The sequence below is a fragment of the Mesorhizobium sp. P3_B5 genome (genome assembly GCF_056402815.1).
Genome location: NZ_JBFUGR010000034.1, coordinates 1 through 3,923 on the forward strand (window position 1 = coordinate 1; position 3,923 = coordinate 3,923).

General features: G+C 65.2%; 3 protein-coding genes and 1 pseudogene. 3 read left to right on the forward strand and 1 reads right to left on the reverse strand.

Annotated features, from left to right (window positions below):
- Window positions 1–125 precede the first annotated feature (125 nt).
- The 3 genes from AC1DVW_RS29575 to AC1DVW_RS29585 are packed head-to-tail and all read left to right on the forward strand — an operon-like array spanning window position 126 to window position 3,642.
- On the forward strand, window positions 126–1,646 hold the full coding sequence (locus AC1DVW_RS29575) for an ABC transporter ATP-binding protein (protein WP_477327914.1): 1,521 nt from the start codon (window positions 126–128) through the stop codon (window positions 1,644–1,646).
- The gene (locus tag AC1DVW_RS29580) at window positions 1,646–2,701 is read left to right on the forward strand and encodes an ABC transporter permease (protein WP_477327916.1); all 1,056 of its coding nucleotides are present in this window, start codon (window positions 1,646–1,648) and stop codon (window positions 2,699–2,701) included. Before AC1DVW_RS29575 ends, AC1DVW_RS29580 begins: the two co-directional genes overlap by 1 nt.
- Complete coding sequence (locus AC1DVW_RS29585; RefSeq protein ID WP_477327918.1) at window positions 2,698–3,642, forward strand: ABC transporter permease; 945 nt, start codon at window positions 2,698–2,700, stop codon at window positions 3,640–3,642. The genes AC1DVW_RS29580 and AC1DVW_RS29585 overlap by 4 nt, the downstream gene beginning before the upstream one ends.
- A gap of 56 nt (window positions 3,643–3,698) precedes the next feature.
- Here the strand turns inward: AC1DVW_RS29585 and AC1DVW_RS29590 are convergent.
- Window positions 3,699–3,923 (reverse strand): annotated as a pseudogene (locus AC1DVW_RS29590) (IS110 family transposase); the annotation flags it as partial.

A 3,923-nucleotide genomic window follows, 5' to 3' on the forward strand; every position in this document is an offset into this window, starting at 1 on the left:
GCTCTTCGGCGCCGCACCCCCACCCCGTCTCACGATCTTCGCTTCGCTGCGATCGCAAGCCGACCCTCCCCACAAGGGGGAGGGTTAAGCCGCGCCAACGTCACCCCTCTCAACGGGAAAAGCCCTTGCCCGCCCCTCTCATCGAAATGCGCGGCATCACCAAGGCCTTCGGCGCCGTCAAGGCGAATGAGGCTGTCGATCTCAGCGTCGCACCCGGCGAAATCCTCGGGCTGCTCGGCGAAAACGGTGCCGGCAAGACCACCTTGATGAACGTGCTGTTCGGCGCCTATGCGCCTGACGCCGGTGAGATCCTCATCCAGGGCCGGCCGGTGAAGATCAACAGCTCGGCCGATGCGCTGGCCGCCGGCATCGGCATGGTGCACCAGCATTTTCACCTGGCGCCGCGGCTGTCGGTGCTGGAAAACCTGCTCATCGGTATATCAGGCAAATCCGGCCGCATCGGCCGCGCCGGCGGGCTGGCGCGGCTGGCCGAGATCGGCCGCCAGCACGGGCTGACGCTCGACCCCGATCTTCCGGTGTCGGCGCTGTCGGTCGGCGAGCAGCAGCGGCTGGAAATCGTCAAGGCGCTGTTTCGCGGCGCAAAACTCTTGATCCTCGATGAGCCGACGGCGGTGCTGGCGCCAACCGAGGTCGACGGGTTGTTTTCGGCGTTGCGCTCGATGGCGGCGCAAGGGCTCGGCATCATCTTCATTTCGCACAAGCTCAATGAAGTCCGGGCGCTGACGCATCGCTGCGTGGTGTTGCGGCTTGGCCGCGTCGCCGGCCGCGTCGATGATCCGGCCAACACGACCTCCTCCGAGATGGCAACGCTGATGTGCGGCCATGAGATCGTGCCGCCGGCCAGAGGGCCATCGACGCCGGGCGCGGCGGTGCTGACGCTGGACGGCATCTCGACATCGCACCATTCAGGCATGGCGTTGCGCGATGTGTCGCTCTCGGTCCGAACCGGCGAAATCCTCGGCATCGCCGGTGTCTCCGGCAATGGCCAGCGCGCACTGGCCGAGGTGATTTCCGGCGTGCGTGCGCCCGATGCCGGCCAGATGACGATAGCCGGCAAACAAGTCTCGCGGTTTTCGCCGCGCGAGGTGCAGGCGCTGGGTCTCGGGCGCATTCCGGAAGACCGCATGACGACCGGGTTGGTCACCAATCTGCCGCTTGCCGATTCGATGGTGCTGCCGCGCATCGGTACGGCGGCTTTCAGCAGCAGGGGCTTGCTCAAGCCGGATGCGATCCGCGCTTTCGCCGAAGAACAGATCAAGGCCTATGATATCAGGTGCCCCGGGCCGATGACGCGCGCCGGGGCGCTGTCCGGCGGCAATCTGCAAAAGGCGCTTTTGGCGCGCGAACTCGCGTTCGATCCGAAGGTGCTGATCGTCTCCCAGCCAACACGTGGCCTCGACATCGGTGCGGCCCGCTTCATCCACGAAAAGTTCCTCGACATGCGCGCCAAGGGTTGTGGCCTCATCGTCATCGGCGAGGATCTCGAAGAACTGCTGGTGCTCTGCGACCGTATCGCGGTGATGTATGAGGGCCGCATCGCCGGCACGCTCGACAGCGGCGAGGCCACGATCGCGCGGCTCGGCCTGCTGATGACCGGGGCTGGGCATGCCGAGGAGGCGGCCTGATGTTCCGTCTCGAAGCCCGCACCTCGACGCCCGCCTGGTTCAACCTGGCGCTGCCGCTGCTGGCAATCGGGGCAACGCTCATCCTGTGCAGCGGCCTCATCGCGCTGGCCGGCGCCGGCATTCTCGAAGCCTATGGCGTGATGTTCACGGCTTCGTTCGGCGACAGCTACGCCATCACCGAAACGCTGGTGCGTGCAACACCGATGATCTTCACCGGGCTGGCGGTGGCGGTCGCCTTCCGGGCAAAGTTCTGGAACATCGGCGCCGAAGGCCAGTTGCTCGCCGGTGCGGTGGCCAGCTGCTTTGTCGGTGCCATCCCGATGCCGGGGCCGCTCGCCATGCTTTTGATGGCTCTGGCGGGTGCGGCCGCCGGGGCTGCCGTGGCGCTGGTGCCGGCGACGCTGCGGGTGAAATTCAAAGTCGACGATGTCGTTTCCTCGCTGCTGCTCAATTCGGTCATCTACTACGCCCTGATGGCGCTGATCGAAGGGCCGTGGAAGGACACGTTCAGCGGCTATCCGATCTCGCCGCCGATCGAGGATTCGGCCAATTTCCCGGTGCTGCTCGAAGGCACGCGGCTGCATCTCGGCGTCGTCGTCGCGCTGCTCGCCGCACCGATCATCTGGTTCCTGATCGTGCGCACGACGCTCGGCTTCAAAATCAGGGTCACCGGCGAAAACCCAGAAGCGGCGCGCTATGGCGGCATCAATGTCGAACGGGTGCTGCTCTCGACGGCGCTGCTTTCCGGCGCGCTGGCTGGGCTCGCCGGCGTCGGCGAGGTCGGCGGCGTGCATTTCCAGGTGATGAGCGACATTTCGCCGGGCTACGGCTATTCCGGCATCGTCGTCGCCATGCTGGCGCGGCTCAACCCGCTCGGCGTGGTGCCAGCGGCGATCTTTCTTGCCGCCGTGATGACCGGCGCCGAAGCGATGTCGCGGGCGACCGGCGTGCCGGCCTTCCTCAGCGATGTCATCCAGGGCACCGCATTGCTTGCCATGCTGGTGGCGCTGCTGTTCACCGCCTATCGCATCCGCCGCGTCGGAACCGCCAAATGAGCGCAGTGTTCGAACAGATCTTTCAGGTCGGTTTTTTGGCCGCGATCATCCGCATCGCCACGCCGCTGGCGTTTGCGACGCTGGGCGAAATGTTCTCCGAGCGCGCCGGTGTGCTCAATCTCGGCATCGAGGGCATCATGCTGCTCTCGGCGATGACCGGTTTCACCGCCACCAGCCTCAGCGGCAGCCTGTGGCTCGGCGTGCTGGTGGCGGTGCTGACCGGCATGCTGATGGGCGCGCTGCATGCGCTGTTCACGGTGGCGCTCGGCCTCAGCCAGCATGTCTGCGGCATCGGCGTCACGCTGTTCTCGTCGGGCCTTGCCTACTTCCTCTACCGGCTGATCTTTGGCCAGCAATCGGTGCCGCCCAACATCAAGGGCTTCGCGACGCTGCCGATTCCGTTCCTCTCCGATATCCCGGTGCTCGGGCCAGCAATATTCAACCAGTTTTCGCTGGTCTACATGGCGATACTCGCCATCCCGCTCGCCGCCTTTGTGCTCTACCGCACGCCATGGGGGCTGTCGGTGCGCATGGTCGGCGAAAATCCGCGCGCCGCCGATTCGGCCGGCGTCAGCGTCATTGCCACGCGCTTCCAGGCGGTGATCCTCGGCGGCGCCTTGATGGGGTTGGCCGGCGCGTTTCTGACCATGGCGCAGTTCAACGCCTTCACGTTCGGCGTCGTATCGGGCCGCGGTTGGGTGGCGATCGCTCTGGTCGTCTTCGGACGCTGGGATCCGTGGCGCTCGGCAGGGGCGGCGCTGCTGTTCGCTTTCGTCGATGCCTTGCAATTGCGAATGCAGGCCAGCGGCCTTGGGCATATCCCCTATGAAGCATTCCTGATGCTGCCCTTCATTTTTACCATCGTCGCCATGGCAGTGATGTCGCGCAACGCGGTGGCGCCATCGGCATTGCTGAAGCCGTTTCGACGGGAAGAGCGGTAGAAGGGCTTGGTGCCTTTCCTCTCCCTCCGGAGGGGGGAGAGCGACTATCTGGGGTGTCAAGTTGCATTGGCGAACTCGGCTCGCGCGTCGCGTGCTTTTGCATTGAGAATGACGAGCAGTTTTCTGGCTAGCGCGATGCGGATGAGCATTTTGGGTTTTCCCGCCTGTTGCAACCGTTGAGCGAAAGCTTTGAGATGGAGATCGAACTTGGCCACGATGGCCGCGACGATGAAGAGGATACCCCGCGGCCCGGTGCGTCCGCCACGCACATGCCTGTTGCC